The organism is Paenibacillus xylanexedens (genome assembly GCF_007676705.1).
Classification (GTDB): Bacteria; Bacillota; Bacilli; order Paenibacillales; family Paenibacillaceae; genus Paenibacillus; species Paenibacillus xylanexedens_C.
This window is the reverse complement of the sequence record NZ_VEBF01000008.1, coordinates 1-21813: the sequence shown is the minus strand read 5'-3', so window position 1 is coordinate 21813 and position 21813 is coordinate 1. Positions and strand designations below refer to the sequence as shown.

Here is a 21813-nt window from a genome sequence, read left to right as displayed (position 1 = left end):
CCTTAGCCCCGAAGCACTAATTCCTGATAGATGGTTACGACAAACGATACAATCTGCTGTACAAGACTAAAGAATAACAGGCACAGAAATGCCATAAATGCCATCGCTACAAGTGTCAGCAGCATCGTGAGCACCGTTTTGGCTGGTGTGTACTGATGAACCGTCATATTCCCCACAAATAACAGATATACCGTCCACGCAACGGCGAGTGCATTGGAGAAATAATAAAAGGCAGTTTCCTGCGCAGAGATCACAAGACTCAGCCAGATCCATGGGAAATGAATGAGGAACAACGGTACCAGTGCAAAACACGTTGACATGAAAATTTCGGAGAACTTGCCTTCCCCGTCCATCAATGTGGTTAACGACCAGTTGGCCACACACCAAAACAGCACCGGAATAATGACATACACCATTTCAAGCAGACTGTTCAGGTACTTTGGATTACTGAGGTTAATGAGAAAACCGCTGTACTGGGCATGCAAAATTTTGGTGATGACCAGAAGCACCAGGATCATGAAAGCAATCAGCAGTGAGTTTCTCTGGTTCCGTTCATATTTCAATTCCCAGTATCCGTCAAACGGATGAAAAATCAGATGCAGCGGGTACTGGTATAATTGCTTACTTGATGCCTGCATTCGTAGTCCTCCTTTTCTGCCTGCGAACGATGATGACGGTGACAAACGCAGCGACAGCCAGGAATATACCGGACATCATCCATGAAAAATGCTCACGCATCAGCTCTTTGCGGTACAAAAGAAAAGCTTTGGAGTACCCTTTGGGCTCCATGCTGCGTTTGAAATATTTCGCAGATTCGGCGTATTCCTTCTGACGAAGCAGTGCTTTGCCAATTCCCGCATACGCATATTCCAGATTAGCGTTCATCTCGGCAGCTTGCGCAAACAGCACTGAAGATTGATCTTCATCACCGTTATAGTAGCTGCGCACCGCTTCGTGGAGCGTACGTCCGTATTCAGTTGTTTGAAAGACGGTGATTTCGCCCAGCGCTTTATCCAGAACTAACATCCGGTCTCCCGCACGTTCCAGGGCAACAGGTGTTTTAAATTGGCCCAGGCGGTTCCCGATGCCGCCAAAAATATGGAGCAGATATCCGTCTCCATTGTAGGTGAAGATTCGGCCCTTGCTGGAATCCAGTACGGAATACATGTCACTGTCCCCCACATCCACATCAATCAGGCGAGATGGCCCGGCTTCCTGGGTATATACCATATCACCCTGCGGAGTCTGATAGCCTTCTCTGCGCAAAATGTCTGTCCCCTGGGCATTCAGCTTCTTGACCGGATCTTTGCCGCGATCCCCGCTAGTGGCGTAAATAAAGCCCTCTTCATCCATATCCAGATTGGTAAATTCCGTTGGAGTGAACATCACCATCTGGCTGCGCTGCTCCCGTGTTGCAAACCTTTTCCACAGATATTCCACCGGGTCCACCTGGACTCTGTTCGCTCCAATGAAGGAAGAGAACGTACCGTCGGCGCTGAACTCCATGAATCCATCAAATACGCCTTCGGCCATGACGTAGATGCGTTCCCCTTTGTCCATAACAATCCGTATCGGTTTAAACTGGAAGTCTGCTTTTAGCAGATCCGATTTCGGTTCAGACACAATCTTGACCAGCTTCCCCTGTTCATCCAGATGCACCACCCGATGATTATCCGAATCTGCCACCAGCAGATGGCCTTTTTCCGTGACGTACAATCCCTGTGGATTCTTAAAATGATCTTCCTTGCCTTCCTGCTCAAATGAATCAATCGTCCGTACCAGCTTGAAATTGCGATCCATCTCAATGATGCGACCATTGCCCGAATCGAGCACAAAGACGTGCTGATTGGCGGTAACATGCATGTCGCTAGGCTCTTTCATAGGAGTTGTGTTCAGCTTCTTGCCGGTGATAATGGTTGTTGCCTCATATGCCGCCGGTGCCGGAACTGCGTCACCCCAGAAGGAATAAAGATACGCATCCGTTTTACCGTCTGCACTCACGTAGGGCGCCTCTTGAACGAACAACAGGAGGCAGATCATGCCCATGATGATCGATTTACGTTTTTTCCATGTGCTTCTCCGCACCTCGCTGCCTCCTTTCTACTCTTTCATGCCCGAAGTGGCCATCGTCTGCATAACACTGCTCTGAGAGATGATAAACAGGGTGATCGGTACGATCATCAGCAGCAAGGCAACAGCCGCACCTACACCCGCTCTCGCAATCCCTCCCTGCACAATCTGACTGAGCGCATAATGCAGCGTTTTGAGATTTTCACTGTAAATGAAACTCCCGCCATCCGTTCCCCATAGAGCTGGAAACTGCAGGATCATGAGCGTGAGCCATGCCGGCTTCACATTGGGCATCACGATGCTCCAAAATATCCGGTATTCATTGGCTCCGTCGATTTTGGCTGCCTCCAGCAAAGCATCGGGAATCTGCTCCATGAATTGTTTCATCAGGAAAAGTCCCAGCGAGAACGCAAGTGATGGCACAATAATCGATGCATGAGTGTTAATCCAGCCAAGCCAGGACATGACCATGTAGTTCGGAATCGCCGTAACATGCGGCGAGAACATCAGGGACAGAATGACAATGGTGAACAACACTTTCGAACCCGGAAAACGATATTTCGCCAGCGGATAAGCCGCTGCAGATGCAAGAAGGATATGCCCCGCTGTGCCAAGTATCGTAATGAGCAAAGTGTTGGCAATATAGCGGGATAACGGCACCCACGAATTGCCCATGAGGTTGATCAGATCGGCAAAATTCTCCGTTGTCGGATTGTTCACCCAGAAGCGCGGCGGGAAAATAAACAGCTCATCCAGCGGCTTGAATGCATTGTTGACAGCATAGATGAGCGGAAGCACCATAAAGGAGCCGAACACGCCCAGCAATGCAAATAACATCAGGCTGACGGTAAATGACCGATTAAGCCTTTTTGGCATGCCAAACACGGCACGTACTTTGCTGGTCATCGTCATTCACCTATCTTTCTAAGCATTTTTTGCGTGAAAACGTTTGTACCCAGCATCAGGGCAAACAGGACCGTTGCGATGGCCGAGGCATAGCCCATCTCGAAACGAATGGTTCCGAAGTCCATCAGATGCGTGACAACTGTGTGTGCCGCATAGTTTACGCTCGGGAAACCTGCCAATGCGATGGATATCTCAGCTACGGCGAAGGAAGCGGTAATCTGCATTACCGCACCAAACATCAGCTGCGGTCTCATCGAAGGCAAGGTGATGTACCAGAGCTCCTGCCAGCGGTTTTTAATCCCGTCTACGGTTCCTGCTTCAACCAGAGAACGATCAATGGTTTGCAGTCCTGCAATAAAGGCCAGGAAGCTGGTTCCCAGGCTCAACCACAGCTGTACAATAATGACGATTGCCAGTACATACTTCTCGTCTGCGAGCCATTGGATCGGTTCCAGTACGACGCCAAGGCGCATCAGGAAGCCGTTCATATACCCATAGCTGTCACCCGAGAAGATGATCAGCCAGATGAAAAAGACGTTGCCCGATATGGATGGGGCATAGAAAACTAGCGTCATGACCGCCCGAATTTTAGGAGACAGCTCATTGATGATCCACGCAAACAAAAAGCAGGCAATATAACTGATAGGACCTGTAATTACGGCAAAAAGCAGCGTGTTTTTGAGCGCGATCAGAAATACGTCATCGTTCAGGAAAAGCCGGGAATAGTTCTGCCAGCCGACAAATCGCGGCAGCTCCAGCATATTGAAGTGAAAAAAGCTGAGCCCGAGTGAAATGCCGACCGGAATGACAGTAAACATGAAAAAAATCAGCATAAACGGTGCCATCAATACATAATAATGCCTGCTGAGATACAGATCCCGCTTCAATAGGGACCACCAGCCGACCTGGCGGGTATGGACGGCAGGAGCGGCGGCTGTCTTGGTAGTTTTAGCTTGCAACCGTTACCCTCCCTTTCCTCTATTTCAGATTAAATTCCTTGCGTTTCAACTCAATTTCATCATCAATGTACAACACATAGTCCGATAAGGCTTCACGCGGATTTTCATTTGCATTGACCACCTTGCGGAAGGCGTTGTCCAGATGTCGTCCCGTGAAGTAACCTCCAGGAAGCTGCGGGATTCCCTGTACCCATTCCCATTGTTTCTCGAGATTTTGATAATCCTTCACAGGCCAAGGCAATTGCTTCAAGGCTTCGATATTGGCCGTTGGGTAACGGGCTGCCGCTCCCATAAGACCTTCCATTTCTCTCCCGTATTCAATCTGGGTCTGCTCATCAGTCCACCACTTCATGAACTTCCACGCCGCTTCCTTGTTGTCGGCATTTTCGAGCATCATCACCGCGCTCGTAGCGCTGGCCACTTCATGCCGTATGGACCCATCCGGAAGCTGTGTACCCGGAACAATCGTAAAGTCCCAGAGATTGCGGATTTCCGGAGCCATAACCGTCAGCATGTTATACGTGGTGTAATCAGCAATCCCGATCGGCATTTCCCCGGTACGGAAGCGGTTCGGAAAGTCGGCTTTGAGCGGAAACTTGTAATTGGTATAAAATTGCGTCCAGCGTTTGAACGCGTCCATTGAAATCTCCGAATCCAGCGCACTTTTCTTCTGGTCTTCGGTGTAGAACGTTCCGTCATTCTGATATAACAACATCGCAAAGGTTGAATTCGGAACCAGGTTGGCATTGTTCAGCGTATCCTCAATCGGCAGATAAAACTCCATGTTATGCTTCTGCAGCACAGCGATGGCGTTGTATACGTCTTGCCACGTTTTCGGCGGTTCGAGGCCCAGTTCATTCAGAATATCTTTGCGGTAAAAGAGCATTGGAAAATGCTGCTGCTCCGGAAGGGCATATACCCCGTCGTTGTAGCGGTAAGGCGTCAATCCGCTTTCACGGAACCTGCCCGAAATTTCCTTGAAATCGGGGAACTGGCTCAGATCCGCCGTTGCATTCCTCATCGCATAGTTCACCGGAATGTCTTCGCCCATCTGCATGGCAACATCCGGTCCTTCCCCCGAGAGTGTTGCGGGCAGCAAAATATTAGGCGGAACGAGACGTAACTGCACGGACACATCCGTATCCGGGGTAAACGAATCGTCGATCATGCCTTTCAGTACTTGGGCCTGATCTCGTCCGGTCGTGATCCATACGGTGATGGCATCCTTCTTTTGTTCCACGTTACCAATGCTGTCGTAATCTTCGGTATACGAGGCAACATATGCGCCCAGTTCGTGCTTCACCTGCTGGACGGTGCTCGCTTCCGCTTTTGGCAGTGATTCACCCGGCGGAGATACGACAAGGTAATCCAACGTAATCGGCTGTTCACGTACCGATAGAATCCATGTGCCGAGACCGCCTACGTTAATTTTGAACGTATCCAGCCGTTTGGGAACCGTCTCTGGTCTGGCCGCCATATCTTCAAGCTGTAATACCATGGCGTGCAGTACAGCCACTTTGTCACTTTGCTCACCTGTGGCCTTCTCCAGGTAATCTGCAACGGAGCGCAAGGTATCAGCTTGTCGTTCAAACACCTCCGTCATCTCCGGAATACGCCGTTCCAGCTGGTAATCCCGCAGTGGGTCCGGACTGTTGGAGGTGATCATTAATATTTTGCGATACATCTCATTCAGTTCCAGCACGCTGGATTCCACGGTCCGCAGCAGCGGAGCGATGTCGCCAAGTGTAACCGTCATTCGGATTCGGTGTTTCCCTTTTTCAAGATGAAACTGATATGGCTGATCTTCTCCCGAACCCAACACCTGAGTTTGCCAAGCCGGGCTGTAGTTAAATCGAATGCGTTTCATTTCCTTAAACGGAACTTCGCCGTTAATCGTCAGACTGCGGGTGGCATAGATGCCACGCAATTGATCCTGCTTTACCTTAAGCGCCAGTTGGTACAGTCCGTCTTCAGGCACGTCAATTTCCCACTCAATCCATTCGCCCGGCAGTTTCCAGTTAATGCCCCCGATGGCGTTCATCCGAATTTTCGATACATTATAAGGCTCGAGTGAAGGGCTTGATCGGTCCGAGATTGGTGCCAGTGTAGGGGATGATTTGCTGACAGCTTCCTCCCCTTGTACTTTCAACATGACAGGAGCGGCTTGTTTCAAGCCGAGTGAGGCATAGGTCTGCTCCAGCTCTGCATAGGAAGGAACTTCGCTTTCTTGATATAGCTCGATATAATCGATCGCCATGCTTTCTCTTAATGAAGTGACCGATAACTTCTGACTGCCTTTTTCAAAATAAAACTGAAACGGTTCCTCGAAGTACCCTGCACTGTCCTTGAAGGAAGTCAGTTGCCATTCGGGCTGTTCTACTTGTCTTGGTCTAAGCTCGTTGCCACGATCGTCCTGCCGGACGTTATCCTCGCGATTCCCCCATACCCTATCAAACAGAAGAATATCGGCCCCTCTGAACGGGACCTTACCGTTAAGCTCAAGCCTGCGTTCGATCCCGGAGCTTTTGCCTTCTACGGGATAATAGTGAATGCGAATGTTGTACAAACCGCTCACTTGAACGGGAACATCCCAGCGAATGGTTCCAGTTTCCGGCGTAATTACGGCACTTCCGTCTAATCCGGCGTAGCCTTGCACAACCTCAAATTCCCCATCCTCTGCCTGAACATAAGATTCGCCTTCGATGCGTACAATATCATCCGGTTTGGCCGTATTGTCATGAGCAGTCAGATAATGCTCATAACTGAATGAATCCTCGGTTCCCGATACCGCCTCAAAGTCCTCAAGCGCATGTACCGTTCCCGGATTACGATCCCGCGATGGATATAGTGTCCATATGGAGAGCACCAAGGCCAGGACAAGCACCAGGATTAGTCCCTTTTTCTTACGTGACCGCATGTTTGAATGTATCCCCTTTCCTGTAAGCTTTGAGAGAACTGAACGATTGACTAACCCGGACAGACCGCACCTTCACTGGTGCGTTCTGCCCGTGTAACGTGATACTTATTTGTATACCTCATCAATCGCAGCCTGGAAAGGAGCCTTGTATTTCTCGATCAGCGTGGATACGGATACCCCTTCTTTGAGCTCCCCATCAAAGTCCCAGAACGGCAAGGACGGGAATGTGTTATGGTCGAGAACTAACATACCTTCCGCGACCTCTCTGGCGTTGTTGATATCTGCTTCATCGGTCAGATGTGTCTCCAGTGTGGATTGTCCCGGATACTCATAGATCGAATCGATCTCGTTAATTTTCTCCCAGATGTACATCAGTTGTTCCGGATTCTCTACCGCTTTTGGAATTGTTATAGCTTGGTAACGTGACTCACCGGAGTGATACGCTGTTGCACTTGGACCTTTTGGAAACGGTACAAAACCAATATCGTAGTCCTGCATATCCGTCATAATACCTTCGACTTCGTACATAGCACCTGAATACATCAAGGTGTTGCCTTGACGGAAGAACGTGGATGGCTCTGTCCAATCGCCGCCCTCAGAAGCTCTGCCGACCTTCTCGGTAGCCAGTTTGGACAGGAAGTTCAACGCTTCTTTCGTTTTTGGATCTTCCAGGTTCTGCTTATCCTCTTTGGTCAGAGAAGCCTCGTTGGAATACAGAATCGGTTCCAGCAAGCCCGTTTGAGCGAGTCCCCAAGTATCCAGCTTGCCATCATTGTTTCGATCCTTGTTCGCTTGCTTTGCAACGCTGATGAATGTATCCCAGTTCCATTCATCGGCATCCACATACTCCTGAAGTGGCTTCAAGCCGAGCTCTTGCATGAGTGTGCGATTATAGAAAATTCCGTTGATAAACGAGGACTGGTCCTCGGTAAAGCCGTAACCTTTACCTTCATATTGCATGTATTCCTTGGTTGTTTTCTGGTTGAATACCTTATCGTTTTTAATATAATCATCCACCGGCCATAACAGATCCTGTTTGGTCAATGCCGGAATGGCATAGTTTTTGCCCAGTCTCACCAGATCGCCAAGCGGTTCACCGGCCATCAGGGAAGCAACTACTTTTTCCTGATATTCACCGAAATCGATGGAAACGTATTCAATATTAAAGTTGTGTTTTTTCTTCAGCGCTTCGAGATTCTCAAGGCGTTGAATGTTGTCCGGGTTGTTCCCCTGTATTTCCATGTCCCACCAAGCAACAACCTTGATGGTTCTGCCGCCCATGTCAAAGTCCATTTCTGGCGTGGAGTTTTCATTCTTTGGCTCGGTTTCCGCGGGTTTTTGTTCCTCCTGTGGTGTTGTCTTTTCCGGCTCGGGTTGAGCGGTAGGTGCAGAACTGCATGCAGCAATCACCAACAAGACCGCAAATACCAGGCTCAGTAGCATGAACTTGTTTTTTCTCATCGTCTTCCCCCCTGATTGTCGTTTGCTATCACAGTGTATCGTCCAAATGAAAGCGCAAACAACCTGCCAGAATACAGATGTTTACCCGGGCTGAATATAGATTTGCGTAATTTTGCTCAAGCAAATTGCATTATAGGTTTTAATTGGTAAAGAAATGCACTGTCTACAAAAATATGCACATTGTATGCGCTTTCTTTTATTACCATAATGAAATTAAGTCAAATTTCAGTTAATCTAGTGCATTACAATTCAGCAGAAGGTGAGGTATTGCTTCATGTATGATATTTTACTTGTGGATTTCAGCCGTCGTTTGTGCGGGGAGTTGCAACAGATGTTGCTACGGAGCAAAGCTCAATATACTATCGCAAATTGTGTGTTCTCATCGGCCGAGGCTTTGACCGCATTGTCAGAACGAGACTTTTCCCTTGTTATGGTACATACAGAGAGGTTTGATACCGCGGGGCTCTGGTTATGCAACGACATTCGAAAAAAAAGTCAGATACCTATCCTCCTTATGGGTGGAAGAGATCACTTCAGGTTCGTACGCAAAGCCCTGACGTATCAGGTAAATGATTATCTCCCGTATCCTGTTAGTCCCTCTTCTTTACTTAACAGTCTGCATGGACTTAGATCTCACCTTGAAACCGACCCGGCACACAAAACGTCGTCGTTCTTCAAAACACCCGTTCAAATGAATGGTAAACCCATGCACTCCAGTCATGTTATTCGTATCGTCAAGGCCTATGTACGGGATCATCTGAGTGATGAAATCACGCTGAAGAAGATCTCTGACATGCTTCATTTTAACTGTGCGTACCTTGGACAGAAGTTCAAGTTGGAAGAGAAGATGTCTTTCAATGATTATATGCTCCAGCAACGTATGGAAAAGGCACAGCAGTTGTTGTCTTCCACGAATTTGCGAATATATGAGATTGCTATTGAGGTAGGTTATAAGGATATTGATTGGTTCTATAAAAAGTTCAAAGCGTATGCCGGATCGAGTCCCAATGCTTATAGAAGACAAAAAATCCACACGGCCTAAAGGTGGATTGCCCAATCGGTTTGTTTATCAATTAGATAATAACCACAAAAAAACGCAGGATGTATTCTTCTTCCTGCGTTTTTTTGTGGTTGTTTGGGTTTGGTCAATTCCAGAGTATTCACCGTTAACGTACCAAAAGGGATTCCCGGTATTCTTGGGGAGTCATTCCCGTTATTTTCTTAAAAAGTCGGGTAAACGAATGTGCAGCCTCATACCCCACTTGAAGTGCGACCTCACGTACCATAAGATTTGTGTTCTGAAGCAATTCTTTGGCTTTCCGTATTCGGCAGTCGTCAATAAACTCTGACACGTTTATTCCCATTTCCTGCTTAAAGAATCGCGACAGATAGGATGGATTAAAATGATGAAGTTCTGCCAGTCTTACCAGAGAGAGATCTTTCTCCAGGTTCTCCTTGACGTAACTGCATAAGGAATGAATTACAACGTTAGCGCGTTCCTGTTCATTTGATCTTTTGTAGCGGACTAATTCATCGGCAGCACGATATAGAAATTGTACTGCATCCTTCATGCATGTATACTCCCCTAAGTGCAGCAAGCTTCGTTGATCCGGGATCTTCTGTTGAAGACCCCAGCGATTGATCGTTGAATGCAATAATAAGGCCAGATTGTAGTATGTCTCCATGGCACGTTCCATCGTAATATCCTGTTGCAGCAGTTCTCCTGCAAGCTCCTCAAATATATCGTAAAATGGCTGAATTCTTCCTGATTCCAAATAACCTGACATAATCTCGATCCGGTTTGAGATCCGCATGGATTCTTTGGGTACATCAGATGAGAGATCATTGCGATGATCCGTGAGTACCAAGGATACACCATCCCCAATTTTCATCCACTGGAGTAATCTCAGACGTTCATATTGTTTGGTTAACTCGGACCAATTGCAGCTGCGACTACTTAATGAAAAAGCAATGGATACACCGAGTGATACCATGCACGCTTCCTGTACCAATTCTAGTGTACCTTCTAGAAATCGCACAAGTTTATCATTAGTCATCTCTTCCTCCTGCTTCGGCTGAAGCAGCCAGATCGTATCCCCATAATGGTCCGTTACACTTGCGCACACTGTACGTTCATTCATCAGAGAAGAGCCGATAATGCGAACAGATTCTTGAACTTGTGTGAGGTCCGAACCTTTTTCTGGAAGATTATTGAACCGACCCAGTATGAGATAAACAGGCGAGTTGATCTGTAATCTTATATCTCGTTTGGATAATTCGTCCTGCATATCCATAGTAGAATCTATAACCGCTGTACAATCTTGAAGTAACTTCCGCAAATACTCTTTTTGCTGAATCAGTGCAAGCTGCGAATTAACTTTATGAGAATGTTCCAACAACTCAACCATGCTGTGACTTCGCCGGATCTCTTCCATCACATCTTCTACAACCGACATCACCTTGTCATAGCCTTCCGTCTTGAGCAAGTAACGCACATTAGCCATCTGAAAAGCTTGATATGCATAATCAAAATCGCTATGTCCTGTCAGAAAAATGACGCGACAATTCGGCCAACTGGCTTGAATCCGCTCTGTCAGTTCCAAGCCACTCATGCCCGGCATGCGGATGTCCGTTAGAACAATGTCAATTCTCGAACGTTGCATCCAGGACAATGCTTCTGTTGCAGAGTAGGCCTTACATACATCAAGCTGTTCGGGTATATGTCTGGCGAACGTTTCATAGAGACTATCCGTAATAATCTCCTCGTCATCTACAATCAAAAGTCGATACATTCGTTTTCTCCCTCTTTCCACTGGATTCGAATTGTGACTTTTAACCCTTGCAACTCACTTCTGGATAGGTAAAGGCCACTTCCTTCTCCATACGTCAGGACCAAACGTCGATGAATATTTATTAACGCGGTCATTTCGTCTGTACCTCCGTCCTTATGCAAGCGTTGTTGAAGAGTTTGAATGTGTTGCTCGTCCAACTCATTTCCATTATCCTCTACGGTGATCTCGGCATATGAACCTTCCATATTAAACCCAATAATTAGAAGACCGGAGTCCGTATTCTTTTCAAGGCTGTGTTCGTAGGCATTCTCAATAATGGGTTGAATGATGAGTCTGGGCACCTCAATATGTTCCATTTGAACTGGAAGTGGCCCGAAATCGACTTTGATTCGTCTGGAGAATCGCAACTGCTGGATCTCCGTATAGATTCGTGAATGCTCAACTTCCTCTTTTAACTTGACGTGATCTGTTTCATTTCGGGTAATGAACCTGAAATATTCACCAAGCATATTAGTGAACTGTTCAATACGTTCTGTCTCCCCTGTTCTTGCGAGCGAATTCAAAATAAAGAAGCTATTGTACAGAAAATGAGGGTTGATTTGAGATTGGAGCTGTTTCAATTCGGCTCGCTGCATCATCATTGTCTTTTTGAAATCTCGGTCGATCAGGGATTGAAGATTTTCAATCATTTGATTGAAACGGGTGTATAGGAAGCCAAACTCATCCTTTCGATTGTGCGCGATGGGGACATCAAGCACGCCGCCCTCCATTTTTTTGAATCTTTTCACTAACAATAGTAATGGAATGTGAATCAGCTTGTAGCTTGAATAGAGATAAGCCGTGATGGCGACAAATGAAGTAATTGCAAAAAGCCAAGCCCAGTGATAAAACTTGCTAAGTGGCCTGGTTACTATTTCCTCGGGCAAATATGTAGCTACGGTCAATCCCAGCGAGTCCATATGTAACTGACTAACGTGATACAACGTGCCCCCCACCTTCATCCGAAAACCATCAAGTGTACCTTGTGCACTATGCTCACGGTAATTCGCGAGAATAATACTACTTTGTTGTTTATCTGTGATGGCATACCCTGTTCGGTCCTCAATCAGAAAAGTGGAACTCTCCGGGTACAGATTAAGCCGAGTGAGTTCATTCTGAAAGTGCTCTGAATCCAGCTCCACTTGAATGACAAATAGCGGCGCTTCCCCTCTCGTACCGGTCAGCCGGACGGCACTCATGTTCATGGTGTTCTCTTGCACAGTAAAATGTGTACCTTTTCCTTGTATGCCTGAACTAAAGTATACATATGAACTCTCATCGAAATCATCGATGCCTTGGGTCGCGGAAATACTTTTGCCGACGGTAGGAATATGTACATGAACGTTTTTGATGTAAGCCGTGCTGTTCTTAAATGACGCGAGCCGTTCAGTCAGATAATTCAACGTATCCCGTCGCTCAACCTGATCCATCATGTTCCATAGAATCGCCAAACGATTCAGTTTACGATCCTCGACGATATCAAACTGCTGTAGCTCCATCCATTCCATTTCCCTATTCAATTCCACTACATATTGGTTCAAACGTCTCTCCGTTGACAAGGATATTTCCTGGCTTGCATTGTCATAACTCCAATGATACAGATACACGCCAAGAAGAATAAGGGGAAGCACGAAGACCAGATAGGTGAATATCAATCGCACAAAAATACTGTTAAACCATGATTTAGCGGGAATCTTGATCAATGCTTCCACCTCCAATGCCAAAGGCTGGATTAGTTCCTTGTATGCGTACAGTAGTAAGTGTGAACATTATTGCTCCTTTGGCTTGTTGGTTCGGAACCACGCGTTAACTTCCGATGTGATCTGATTTCCGCCCAGCTTGCGCCAGTTCTCTACAAATCGATCAAATTCATCTATTGGCCTACCCAGAATAATGTTCATGTAGGCTTCAAGCTGGAGATCCCGCAGAATAATCTGCCGGTCCACCATGGTGTCCGTAATTCCGCCCGTAAACTGGTCATAGAGAAGTTGACCGTTCTTCTCGTATGAATCGGCAATGCTAAAAGCACCCGAAGGTCCGTAGGTTTGCTTCCAACCCCAGCCACTCTTTACACCATCCCTATCGTAGGCAACAATTCGTTTGTGAATCGCAAGGGCTTCATTCTGCAGAGCCGAGTAATCTCCTGAACTCCTGGCATCACGAATTTCCTTGTAGGCATCTATATTTTTGTTACCGGGAAAAGGAGTAACGGGTGAGAGCATCCACACCGCTCGGGAATCGTCATTGTAATATGTTTCGTACTGTGCCTGATCCCCCCAATTGGTTTCAAGATGCAGATTCATGAGCTTCACGACAACCTCCGGATTAGAAAACCCTTTTTTCACAGCAAAGTATTGGCCTGTGTTCGAACGGAGAGGTACAAATAGATCCCTGCCTGACTTCGCAACAATAGGATAAGCCTGCCATTCAATATCTGTATCTGTATCCCGGGTGGTCTGCAGCATAAAGGATGTCCACTGCTCGCCGTAGAGCATTCCTATTTTTCCATCTTGAACCAGACGAAACGCCTTACTCCCACTTTTGTAACCAAAATCCGGATCCAATTGCCCGTCAAGGTACATGGTTTGCAGTACTTGCAGAGCCTCACGAACTTCAGGTTGTATCCCTCCATAAGTAAGATTGCCTTCTGCATCTTTGACCCATATATTGGGGAATGCACCGTATCCGGACATCAAGCCTGCAGCTCCCATGACGGGATCCCATAGATGGTTCGTAAGCGCCAGTCCGTATGTATCCTGTTCTCCGTTCCCGTCAGGATCTCTTTCTGTAAACGCTTTCGATATTTGCAGAACGTCTTCCAGCGTTTGGGGTGATTGCAGCCCCAGATGCTCCAACCAATCGGTTCTAATCCATAAGTACTGTGCTGTCTCAATGGAGGAAGATGATTCGGGAATCGCCATAAGTTTGCCGTCAATGGTTGCTGCGTCGAAGGCTCCTCTTCCCTCCGCCTCCAGTATTCTCTTCGTAAGTGGAGAAGCATGCTCTTGGTATACATGCGTTAAATCTTCAATCATTCCAGCATTGCTCAGTTGTCTAAGTTGGTATGGATTCACTTTGACCACGTCCGGGAAACGTCCTGCAGCAAGAGATACGCCCAGCTTCTGACTGTACACATCTCCGTTTGCAATCCAATCATAGTGAATATGAATACCCAGCTCGGTCTCGTACAAACGTGTCCAGCGATTATCCAGTATTGTCTCGCCTGGCAACTGACCAATCATTCGCTCAAGGTCATCTCCGGTTTCCCTGACAAAAGAGACCTCTATGGGCGGAGAGTATCTCCCAAACGTAGAGGGAGGTTGCATCTGCTCGCCATCCAGTTGCGAATGATGTTGTTCAGAATTCCCTTCGGTGTGGCCTGCTGGTATGCACACGGCAAGGAACAGAATGAACGTCCATCTTGATATGTCCAACCATCTCTTATACATGACGACATGCCCCCAATTCGGTGTGAACAACTCTCTTCTCTCTGTCAGCTTGAATCCATATCATTGTACAACAACTTGTACCCATTGAATACGAAAAGCCGCCGTTGGGCGGCCTTTATGGATTTTCCTTGATCTCAACAGGGTTGATTACGTGATAGTCAAAACTGGAAAAGTCAGCTGTTCCTCCAACCATTTGGGTCGAATATACAAATAAACCAACCCGGCATCCCATAAAATGATCCAGTTTGTATATCATTTTATGGTGAATCCCTAGATCTCTCCACTTCATCCCATCAAAATAGGCAAAAGAGCACTCATCCAGATTGTTTTCAAAATTTCCGAATGCTTTCAACTTAACGACGGGATCGGAGACTGGAATACGTGCATGTTCAGTCGCTGGCAGCTGATCGATCAGATTGCCAAATATCGTTGGATCCTCACTATCTCTGGCATGCATGACCAGGAAAAACGAGCCTTGCTCTCTCGTAAGAGCGATCATGCCATACGAACCGATTAGAAAGCACAACCCTGCATAATCTCCATCATTTAGGGAACTGCCATCAAGTGTGACCGTCGCTTCACAAGCAGGCCCCATTGAACGCTGGGTTAGTGTGTTCACGGCAAACGTCAGATTTGGACTGATCTGTCCAGTTCGAACACGATAAGCCCCCGGTTTTTCTGTAACGGACCAGAGTTCATGATGAGGTGTATGATTCCATTGCCAGAAATCACGGAGCCGTATTCGTCCATCTTCTTCGACTTCATAATCGAAACGGTCGCTCCCTACCAATGGATTATAACGGTACTCTGGTCTGGTACTCGGGATGTTAATCTGTTTCGGAGCTTTGCTTGCAAACACCGGGATATCTTGATCAAAATGCAGCGGAACCAGTACAGGGATACGGCCAACGGCCCCATGATCCTGAAACAGCATCGCGTACCAGTCACCATCCGGTGTATCCACAATGCCGCCCTGAGCAACGCCTGAATTGAAATAACCCATGTCGTCATTGAATACTTCTCCGCCAGCGAAAACACCCTCCAGAGAGTCAGCCATATAATACGCCTGTGTTCTACGTCCGGAAGCTTTCGTGATGTGAATCAGGAAAACGATATATTTCCCGTTGATCTTGTAGAAATGTGCTCCTTCATAACCAAGGTGATAAGGCTGCTGTTCTTTTACAATCAAGCGATGTACTCCACCAGGTTTGGGCCCGGACAGGTCAGAGCTTAATTCGGTCAGATAGATCTCGGCATTACCGTGCACGAGATATACCCGTTCATCATCGTCGAAAAATAAGGAGCAATCATGGTAGAACCCTTCCACTAGCTGCTTCTTCCACACTCCTGAGATGGATGTGGACGTGTACAAGTATGTTTTACGGGTATCATTCGCGACAAAGATTACATAGAACACCCCTTGATGATAACGAAGAGAGGCGGCCCACATGCCTTTGCTATAAATATGCTGACCATCCACTAGCCGTTGGGCTGGAGTATCGTCCAATGTGTCGTACACATAGGTAGCTACTTCCCACTGAATCAGGTCATATGAACGCAGGATGACACATCCTGGCATCATGTGCATGGTTGTGCTGACCATATAATACGTGTCCTCTACACGAATAACGTCAAGATCCGGGTAGTCGGCCCAAATAATTGGATTTGGATACATGCTTCATTTACACCTCATCTTTTCTGTTAAACTTCCATTCTCTTAAAAGGATGGTTGAGCTGTCTGTTGAGCCTTTAAGCATAATATACAAGTTATGAACACCTTGCGCACCCGTAATTTCGGTTGTTCGTTCCATCCAGTGAAGTGATCCAGTCGTGGACGAAACAATCATTTCTCCAATTAACGGTCCGTCTGTACGATCAAGCCGAAGTTCCAACGTACCTTCTGTACCTTGATTCGCAAGGATTGCTGTGAAGATTGCAGGTCCTTCACGATCAAAATCGACGTTCGATATTGCAATCCAGCTGTCGCTCTTCAGCTTGGCTGAAATCACATTCGAATCTGCTGCTGACACCTCAGCAGATATCTCAACAGCGTCGTGATATTGTTCTGTTGATACGCCACTACTCCATCCAATCGTTGAACCAGTTACCCGTTGATAGGGATCAAAGCACTTGATCTGATCTACGCCCTGATAATCTGCATGTACCTTCTTGATCCGACCAGAGGCCTCATCATGTTCGATTCGATTCAGATGCGTGGAACGGTATCCTTCCGGAATATTCATGGCTTGGCATAACGTCTGGGCGTGATAAGCAATGTACCACTGATCCGCAAGTTGGAATATAGCATGATGGTTGTTGCCGCCAATACCAAAAAAGTGTCCGGGATTCTGAAGAATCGTTCCTTGATATGTCCATGGACCCATTGGTTGAATGCTGGTCATATAAGCAATTTCTCCAGCCGGTGGACTGCCTTCTGGCCGATCACCCTTGTCAAAATTGGAGCAATACGTATAGTAGTAAATATGATTATATTTATGTATTCCTGAATCCTCAAACATATATGGTGCCGGGATGACCTTCGCTTTGCCAACGACGCTGATCATATCGTCTCCCAATCGCATAACCCTTGCCGTATCCGGTCTCTCGGCTTTACCTTCGGGTATACCTCCTCCAAAATAGAGATAGGCTTGATGATCGTCATCTACGAACACAGCAGGATCGAATAGCCAAGTTACTTCTTCTACACCTGGAGTCTCTCTTGTAACAAGTGCTTTTCCTATTGGATCTACCCATGGACCTACAGGCGTTGGTGCCGATAATACACCGATTCCACTGGCATTGTTTGCAAAATATAGAAAGAAGCAGTCTTCGCCTTCTATTATTCGATGAGCAGCTGCCGGAGCCCATGATTGCGAAGCCCATTTAGCTGCCCCCTGAGGTCCAGCAACTCTGATCTCACCATGATCGGTCCAGTTAATCAAGTCATCTGAAGAGATCACTGTGATCCGGTTGATTGAACTATAGCTGTTTTTCTGAGGAGTACCGTCCATATCATATTCGAGCTTATCACTAGTCATATATAAGTAGACTCGATTGTTAAATACCAAAGCATAGGGATCGGCTCCAAATTTGTGGGCTATCAGAGGATTTCCGTTGGGACGAAGCTTCCCAATCTCCTCTGTAAAATTCTCCAGTTTGGCAGACTGGACCGGGTTTTGCTCACCAGCATGTGATGTAGAATGATGATTCATCGAAAGAATTCCCCCTATAATCGTTATTAGTTATCTTTTTACACGAAAGCGTTTGCAATACTAAGGATACCATGATAGGATGATTACATTTTAAGGTAAGCTGAGTACAATTTCATTGCGTTATCCGCTCTATTTATTGCGTGAAATGACGGGAGGTGCTTCATGAGCGGGTCCTCTGAGTATTTTTATGATCCCATCCAGCCAGAACTTTTGTACCTGCATCGAGTAACGACGTATAAGCTGGAAACGATCTATCATCGCCATAATGCATACGAGATCTACCTTTTTCTTCGTGGCAATGTTCACTTTTATGTAGAAAATCGATGTTACCATGTGCAGCCGGGAGATCTACTTGTGATGTCACCTTCAGAGATGCATCGAGCCTTTATTTTGGATGAATCTGAATATGAGCGAATTACAATTAATCTTAAAAAAACGTACCTCCATCAGCTGTCTACAACATCAACCAACCTGTCGTCTTGTTTTGATCATCGTTCAAAAGGAACAGGCAACATCGTTCACCTCGACGATCGTAGTCTAAAGCAGATATTGCAATGGACGAGCGAGCTGGAAGAATTACTTGCTTCCGATGCTTATGGCGCGGATATCAAAATGAATGCAGTGATAGCCCAATTGCTGGTCATGATTAACGTCTGTTTTCACAACAATTCCTTTGTTCCACATGACATTATGCCTGATCTGGTACGTGAGACTATGGATTATATTGAGACACATCTGAATGAAGATATTACGCTTCGCAAACTTGCGGAAGCCTTCTATATGAACAGTACTTATATCAGCCGCCAGTTTAAAAAGCATACCGGATTGACGATCAGGTCCTACATATTGGGTCGTCGGATTGAACGGGCCAAATTCCACCTGTCTGAAGGAATGAGTATTACGGATGCTTGCTTTCAATCGGGCTTTAGTGACTATGCTAACTTTATTCGGAGTTTTACCAAAATGGTCGGTATCTCTCCAGGCAAATATAGCAAACAACGACGTGACGCCATTGAACCGTTACCATGATAATAACAAGCTAATGTATTGAAAAAGCAAAAAAAACATCAAGCCATGCTGGATGGCTCGATGTTTTTTTTATTGCGATCATAACCGCTCGTTAATTGATCTCTTTTCCCGTCCACAATCGAACGCGATCCTTAATCCATTCCGTATACTGTTGTTCCATGGCTACCGCACCGGCAGCGTCCAATTCAGCAATCATATTGTCATATATGCCTTCAAACGCACTTGGAGAGGATGTGATCGCCTCGGCGATCCGTTTCTGAATAATATCCTGCGTTTTCTGATACACCACATTATAATCCCCACTATCGGATGGAATCGGCATGTTGTAAGCCGCGCCCCACTCTTTCACCGGGAACTCTTCTTCAGAAGGGAACAAATCCTTCCAGGTTGTGATGCCATACCCTTTTAGCGCTTCTTTTTCCTCATCGGAATAACTTTGCTGAATCTGTTCAGGATAATTCGTCGTGTAATAGTTGTCCGTTGAATCTTTAACACCATCCCCGTAGTGGGCACCAAAAATGTAGTACAAGCCTACACCGGTTTCTTTGGTAAACGTGTTATTGTCTTTGTTTTTACGTTCCTGCACATCTGCCGGAATGGTGCGAACACCGTCTTCCACGTTGTAGTGTTCCCCTTCAACCCCCCAGTTTCTCAATACTTGTCCTTCTTCAGAAGACATCCAGTCCAAAAATTTGATGGCTCGAACAGGATCTTCACAATCGACCGTTATCCCAATGCCATAACCGTCAAAGCCGATATTCTGAAAGTCTTTGCGCTGGAAACTATCGTCTAGTGTTACCGGATAGAATCCGTAGGTCATGTCATCTTTCCCCGCACTTTTCAGAGCATTTTCCGCATCACTGAATCCCCAGTTCGGATCAAGTAACGAAAGCACGCGTCCGCTGGCGATTTTGGACTTATACTGATCATCTTTTTGAACAAAACTGTCTTTGTCCAGTAAGCCCTCATTGTACATCTTGTTCAACCAGCGGAAATATTCCTTTTCCTCTGGGCGTTTGTAATGCAGCACGGCTTCATATGTGTCTGGATCGATGAAATACTCGCCATCTCCCGGGCCACCCGTTGACATGGCAGCGGGGTCAGTCACCGTAATCATGCGTCTCCAGCCATCCGCACTAAGCGTTAGTGGAATCGTTGGCTGCCCATCGTCTGTTGTCGGATGCTTCTCGTAAAAGTCACGTAGTACGTTTTCGAAATCGTTTAAGGTTTTGATCTCAGGATACCCGAGTTCCTTGACTACACGATGTTGAATGGCTGCACCATTCGTAGCATCAAAGCTGACCTGATCGATCGCACCGTTCGTCGGAATCCAATATATTGAAGGATCATCATTGCTGTATTTCAACCGATTAAAATGCTCTCCGTAAATCTTTTTTAAATTGGGCGCGTGTTCTTCGATCAGATCCGTTAAATCTACCATCGCACCGGCATCTACGAGTCGGGTCAAATTGCCTTTGGGGAAGATCAGATCCGGATAATCGCCACTGGCAGCCATCAGGGAAATACGGTCATTACCTCCTCCGCTCGAAATATCAAAATCTGCATCAATGCTTACACCGGTTTCTTCCGTAATTTTTTTCCCTACGGCATCCTGCATTTTGTTCCAATTGGGACTTGCGTCTGCTCCAAAGAAAGTAAACGTGATCGGGCTGTTCGGATCACTGCTATTCGACTCGGCATTCTCTGCAGCATTTCCGCAACCGGCGGAAACCATCACAACACTTGTTACCAGGCATGCTCCTAGCAATTTTGAAACGGCTCTCATTATTTCTCTGCCCCCTAGATGGTGTTAGTCGTGATAACAATCCAGACATTACGATAACTCGTTTCGGAATAGTATACGCTTACATAATTCAGTGTTAATAAACTATTAAAATCCTGCCTATCCTATTCCATGCTTAAATTATAGGGAAGTTCATTAACCCGAACCTTGATTATTAAGCCATGAAAATAGCATGATCTAGACATGATCCTCAGTCAACTGTGGAGACCAAAAAAGCGATGGTTGCCCATCGCCTCATACCGTCAATATTACATTTCAATAATATAATTCCAACGTAAATCCTTGGATCTCGCCTTCCACATCCCGCATCAATTCGATGACTTGGTCAGCGTAATCTCCAAGAATTTCTTTGCTTTTCTCGAATCCAAGCCATTGAACAGTAAGCGGCATGCTTACAGCCCCGGTCAAGACATCCCATAATGCGTCCAAATTGGCTCCATAGCTCTCGTCTAACTCAAGCTGTTTCTGAAGCACTTGATGCAACTCTTCCTTGGTGTGAGTGTGGTTTCCGTCAATCTGAATGATGCTCATATTATTCCTCCGTTTGTGTGATCTGTTCAAATGACTTGTAATGATCTGTCGTCTGGTAGATTAGGCCATCATTCGAGTATAGAATTCGATCGCTACCGCGTCGTCCTCCTGAATAATGTATATCGGCTTCGTACCATATCCGACCTTTTTTGTTAGGTAATAACCCTTCCCGGTTTCTGAATACATCGCCGCCGATGCTTTTGCCAGGAGCTACTTCATGCAGATTCCCTTCACTCGGTTCCCAGCCCAATTCTCTGGCCTCTTTCTTGGTAATGTAATTTGGCGGCAGTTCATTGTGCTCCGAGATATAATTGGCAACCTCATGAAATCCCATATCCTCCAATACTACTTGAGGAGAGCCGGTATCAAATAAAGACTGTGAAGTACAACCTGTGAACATTAATGCGGCAATGATGATAAATAAAGTGTAAGCCATTTTTCTGAAAAACATAATCTTTTCTCCTTTTGATGTTCTTGCTGCTATTCGTATTGTCGACACCTCTAACCATGAACAATGACTCTAATGTTAACGACTTGTGGTCATTAAATCAATTCTGTTGAGACAAAAAAAGCCGCTATTTTGGTCATAACCCTGTCAAGTAGACAGTACAAAAAAGACAAAATTTAAGCTGCGGCCGTTTCCC

General features: G+C 46.2%; 16 protein-coding genes. 2 read left to right on the top strand and 14 right to left on the bottom strand.

Annotated features, from left to right (window positions below):
• Positions 1-2: 2 nt before the first annotated feature.
• From FS628_RS26550 to FS628_RS26525, 6 genes are all read right to left on the bottom strand, one after another.
• A complete protein-coding gene (locus FS628_RS26550; RefSeq protein ID WP_017688482.1) occupies positions 3-638 on the bottom strand; it encodes a YIP1 family protein in 636 nt (211 codons plus the stop codon).
• Positions 622-2085, bottom strand: coding sequence for a hypothetical protein (locus tag FS628_RS26545; RefSeq protein WP_145325952.1), 1464 nt, complete (start codon positions 2083-2085; stop codon positions 622-624). Before FS628_RS26545 ends, FS628_RS26550 begins: the two co-directional genes overlap by 17 nt.
• Positions 2086-2100: 15 nt before the next feature.
• Complete coding sequence (locus tag FS628_RS26540; protein ID WP_026081082.1) at positions 2101-2976, bottom strand: carbohydrate ABC transporter permease; 876 nt, start codon at positions 2974-2976, stop codon at positions 2101-2103.
• Positions 2977-2978: 2 nt separating this feature from the next.
• A complete protein-coding gene (locus FS628_RS26535) occupies positions 2979-3935 on the bottom strand; it encodes a carbohydrate ABC transporter permease (RefSeq protein WP_124114701.1) in 957 nt (318 codons plus the stop codon).
• A gap of 19 nt (positions 3936-3954) precedes the next feature.
• Complete coding sequence (locus FS628_RS26530) at positions 3955-6852, bottom strand: extracellular solute-binding protein (protein WP_145325950.1); 2898 nt, start codon at positions 6850-6852, stop codon at positions 3955-3957.
• A gap of 105 nt (positions 6853-6957) precedes the next feature.
• Entirely contained in the window at positions 6958-8313 is a 1356-nt protein-coding gene (locus tag FS628_RS26525) for an extracellular solute-binding protein (RefSeq protein WP_036670945.1), read from the bottom strand.
• A gap of 274 nt (positions 8314-8587) precedes the next feature.
• Here FS628_RS26525 and FS628_RS26520 point away from each other — a divergent pair, with 274 nt between their 5' ends.
• Positions 8588-9355 (top strand): helix-turn-helix domain-containing protein, encoded by a 768-nt coding sequence (locus FS628_RS26520; protein WP_047842955.1) that lies wholly within the window; start codon positions 8588-8590, stop codon positions 9353-9355.
• 124 nt (positions 9356-9479) lie between these two features.
• Here the strand turns inward: FS628_RS26520 and FS628_RS26515 are convergent, their stop codons facing one another.
• The 5 genes from FS628_RS26515 to FS628_RS26495 all read right to left on the bottom strand — a co-directional run bounded on the left by FS628_RS26515 (position 9480) and on the right by FS628_RS26495 (position 17805).
• Positions 9480-11105, bottom strand: coding sequence for a response regulator (locus FS628_RS26515; protein WP_145325949.1), 1626 nt, complete (start codon positions 11103-11105; stop codon positions 9480-9482).
• Positions 11090-12856, bottom strand: coding sequence for a sensor histidine kinase (locus FS628_RS26510; protein WP_313958635.1), 1767 nt, complete (start codon positions 12854-12856; stop codon positions 11090-11092). Before FS628_RS26510 ends, FS628_RS26515 begins: the two co-directional genes overlap by 16 nt.
• A gap of 57 nt (positions 12857-12913) precedes the next feature.
• Positions 12914-14593: an extracellular solute-binding protein gene (locus FS628_RS26505; RefSeq protein WP_145325947.1), complete on the bottom strand. Its 1680-nt coding sequence runs from the start codon at positions 14591-14593 to the stop codon at positions 12914-12916.
• Positions 14594-14708: 115 nt separating this feature from the next.
• Positions 14709-16268, bottom strand: coding sequence for a glycoside hydrolase family 43 protein (locus FS628_RS26500; protein WP_145325946.1), 1560 nt, complete (start codon positions 16266-16268; stop codon positions 14709-14711).
• A 7-nt stretch (positions 16269-16275) separates the two neighbouring features.
• The gene (locus FS628_RS26495) at positions 16276-17805 is read right to left on the bottom strand and encodes a glycoside hydrolase family 43 protein (protein ID WP_145325945.1); all 1530 of its coding nucleotides are present in this window, start codon (positions 17803-17805) and stop codon (positions 16276-16278) included.
• A gap of 162 nt (positions 17806-17967) precedes the next feature.
• Between FS628_RS26495 and FS628_RS26490 the strand changes: the two genes are divergently transcribed.
• Positions 17968-18834 carry an AraC family transcriptional regulator gene (locus FS628_RS26490; protein WP_145325944.1) on the top strand — a complete coding sequence of 289 codons (867 nt, stop codon included), beginning with the start codon at positions 17968-17970 and terminating at the stop codon, positions 18832-18834.
• A 91-nt stretch (positions 18835-18925) separates the two neighbouring features.
• On the opposite strand, the gene FS628_RS26485 is transcribed toward FS628_RS26490, so the two are convergent.
• The 3 genes from FS628_RS26485 to FS628_RS26475 form a co-directional block, all read right to left on the bottom strand.
• The gene (locus FS628_RS26485; protein WP_145325943.1) at positions 18926-20620 is read right to left on the bottom strand and encodes an ABC transporter substrate-binding protein; all 1695 of its coding nucleotides are present in this window, start codon (positions 20618-20620) and stop codon (positions 18926-18928) included.
• Between the two features lie 273 nt (positions 20621-20893).
• The gene (locus tag FS628_RS26480) at positions 20894-21169 is read right to left on the bottom strand and encodes a barstar family protein (RefSeq protein WP_145325942.1); all 276 of its coding nucleotides are present in this window, start codon (positions 21167-21169) and stop codon (positions 20894-20896) included.
• A gap of 1 nt (position 21170) precedes the next feature.
• Positions 21171-21620 (bottom strand): ribonuclease domain-containing protein, encoded by a 450-nt coding sequence (locus FS628_RS26475; RefSeq protein WP_145325940.1) that lies wholly within the window; start codon positions 21618-21620, stop codon positions 21171-21173.
• Positions 21621-21813: the final 193 nt, after the last annotated feature.

Bases quoted from the DNA above. Each gene is read 5' to 3' on its own strand.
- FS628_RS26550 (WP_017688482.1), bottom strand. From the start codon at position 638: ATGCAGGCATCAAGTAAGCAATTATACCAGTACCCGCTGCATCTGATT.
- FS628_RS26540 (WP_026081082.1), bottom strand. From the start codon at position 2,976: ATGACCAGCAAAGTACGTGCCGTGTTTGGCATGCCAAAAAGGCTTAAT.
- FS628_RS26530 (WP_145325950.1), bottom strand. From the start codon at position 6,852: ATGCGGTCACGTAAGAAAAAGGGACTAATCCTGGTGCTTGTCCTGGCC.
- FS628_RS26525 (WP_036670945.1), bottom strand. From the start codon at position 8,313: ATGAGAAAAAACAAGTTCATGCTACTGAGCCTGGTATTTGCGGTCTTG.
- FS628_RS26520 (WP_047842955.1), top strand. From the start codon at position 8,588: ATGTATGATATTTTACTTGTGGATTTCAGCCGTCGTTTGTGCGGGGAG.
- FS628_RS26515 (WP_145325949.1), bottom strand. From the start codon at position 11,105: ATGTATCGACTTTTGATTGTAGATGACGAGGAGATTATTACGGATAGT.
- FS628_RS26505 (WP_145325947.1), bottom strand. From the start codon at position 14,593: ATGTATAAGAGATGGTTGGACATATCAAGATGGACGTTCATTCTGTTC.
- FS628_RS26500 (WP_145325946.1), bottom strand. From the start codon at position 16,268: ATGTATCCAAATCCAATTATTTGGGCCGACTACCCGGATCTTGACGTT.
- FS628_RS26495 (WP_145325945.1), bottom strand. From the start codon at position 17,805: ATGAATCATCATTCTACATCACATGCTGGTGAGCAAAACCCGGTCCAG.
- FS628_RS26490 (WP_145325944.1), top strand. From the start codon at position 17,968: ATGAGCGGGTCCTCTGAGTATTTTTATGATCCCATCCAGCCAGAACTT.
- FS628_RS26485 (WP_145325943.1), bottom strand. From the start codon at position 20,620: ATGAGAGCCGTTTCAAAATTGCTAGGAGCATGCCTGGTAACAAGTGTT.
- FS628_RS26480 (WP_145325942.1), bottom strand. From the start codon at position 21,169: ATGAGCATCATTCAGATTGACGGAAACCACACTCACACCAAGGAAGAG.
- FS628_RS26475 (WP_145325940.1), bottom strand. From the start codon at position 21,620: ATGTTTTTCAGAAAAATGGCTTACACTTTATTTATCATCATTGCCGCA.